The 1,716-nt window shown below is 73.3% G+C and carries 2 protein-coding genes; both read right to left on the bottom strand.

Annotation, left to right across the window (positions count from 1 at the left end; all coding sequences use genetic code 11):
* Window positions 1-403, bottom strand: a 403-nt coding sequence (locus tag SSOG_RS07120; RefSeq protein WP_039936784.1) for a DUF2264 domain-containing protein, incomplete at its 3' end; no start/stop codon positions are given.
* A gap of 116 nt (window positions 404-519) precedes the next feature.
* A complete protein-coding gene (locus tag SSOG_RS07125; RefSeq protein ID WP_039936786.1) occupies window positions 520-1,569 on the bottom strand; it encodes a rhamnogalacturonan acetylesterase in 1,050 nt (349 codons plus the stop codon).
* Window positions 1,570-1,716 lie beyond the last annotated feature (147 nt).

Below are 1,716 nucleotides of genomic sequence, written 5' to 3' on the forward strand. Positions count from 1 at the left end.
TGATCCGCAGCCCGAGCGCGATCGAGGCGGATTCGACCAGCGGCTGGCTGCGGTCGGCGATCCGGGGCCAGTCCTCGGGGCCGTCGCCGCCGGGCCGCAGGGTGCCGGTGGCGAAGCCGTCCGCGTACCGCTCCAGCAGGCCGTGGGGGTCGGCGCCGCGCGCGCCCGCGACGCGGAACGCGGCGAGCAGGAAGGTGCGGGCGAATCCTTCGAGTCCGTCGGAGCGGGCGCCCGACCAGCTCGGCCGGTGGCCCGGCAGCTGGTAGAGGGCGTGGCCCGGGGTGGCGTACGGGGTGACGGCGGCGAGCAGCCCGTCGGCGGCGGCCTCCCAGTGGGCCCGGGTCCAGCCGGTGTACGGGCTGGTGGCGCGGTCCTCGGTGGGCAGCGGGAAGGGGTGGGTCACCTGCGGGTGGCTCCTCTGGGTGTGGCTTCTGTCGGTGTGACTTCTCTGGGTGCGGCTGCTCTGGGTATGGCTTCTCTGGGTGTCGCTTCTCTGGGGGTGACTTCTCCGGGCGTGGGTCACCGGATCACCCCGCCGGGGACCAGGGCTTGCGCACGCAGCTCGCCGAGCACGAGCCGGGCGAACTCGGTGGCGCCGTGGGCGGAGGTGTGGGTGTTGTCGCGGGCCTCGTCAAAGAGGTACAGCGCTTTGGAGTCCTCGGGGCCGAGACGTTCCACCAACTGCCGGGTCAGGGCGGTGAGGTCGACGAGGGGGACGTGCCGCTCGGCGGCGAGGGCCCGCATCTCGGCGGGCAGGTTCACGCCGAGGCCGTTGATGTGCAGTGCGGTGCCGTTGTCGAGGGTGCCGTCGTCGTTGAACCAGCGGCGCACGATGGGCGTGACGAGGACGGGCTTGCCGCCGCGCGCCCGTACCCCGTCGAGCAGCGCGGTGAGGTTGGCGCGGTAGTCGGCGGCGGTCGTCTGCTTGTCGTTGTGCGCGAACTGGATGAGGACGGTGTCGCCCTTGCGGATCAGTGGCCGCATGGTGGGGAAGAGCCGGGGGTCGGCGAGGAAGGAGCCGGAACCCTCGCCGGAGTCGGCGTAGTTGGCGACCGAGAGACCACCGCGGAAGAACTGCGGAAGCTGCTGCCCCCAGCCCGTGTACGGGGCGGCGATCTGGTCGCAGGCGGTCGAGTCCCCGGCGACGAAGAGCTGCGTACGGCGGCTCGCGGTGATCCGCAGATCGGCGAGACGGGGCGCGTCGCCGCCGAAGGAGAGGTCGAGCCCGGGCGATCCGCTCGGCCCGGTCGGCTCTCCTTCCGGTTCGCGCACATTGACGGTGAAGGTCCTCGTCAGCCGTTGCCGGGCGGCGGTGGGTGTCGCGGGCAGCAGCGTGCGCCGCGACTCGGCGGTCACGGCGGTGCTTCCGGCGTCCGCGCCGCCGAGGACGGCCGTGACGTCGTACGTCCCCGGGGCGACGTCGAAGTGGCAGGTGATGGGGGCGGTGCCGGTGCAGTTACGGAGGTCGTGGCCGGGGCGGTGGCCGGAGGCCCCGGCCCATGCGGGGGCGCCGGGCAGCAGGGCGAGGCAGGCGGTGGCGGCCAGTAAGGCGGTACCGGCGCGTCTCATGGGGGCTCCTCAGCTCGGCGCGTGCGGCATGGCGGGGCGTACTACGGTCGGCGGATGACCTTACGCCGCGCGGCAAGCGCTTGCTAGAGGCGTCACCAAGGTTTGCGGGGCGGTCCAACGCACCGCCCCCGCAAGTGTTTTCGCGCC

This window comes from Streptomyces himastatinicus ATCC 53653, assembly GCF_000158915.1.
Lineage (GTDB): Bacteria > Actinomycetota > Actinomycetes > Streptomycetales > Streptomycetaceae > Streptomyces > Streptomyces himastatinicus.

Bases quoted from the DNA above. Each gene is read 5' to 3' on its own strand.
- SSOG_RS07125 (WP_039936786.1), bottom strand. From the start codon at position 1,569: ATGAGACGCGCCGGTACCGCCTTACTGGCCGCCACCGCCTGCCTCGCC.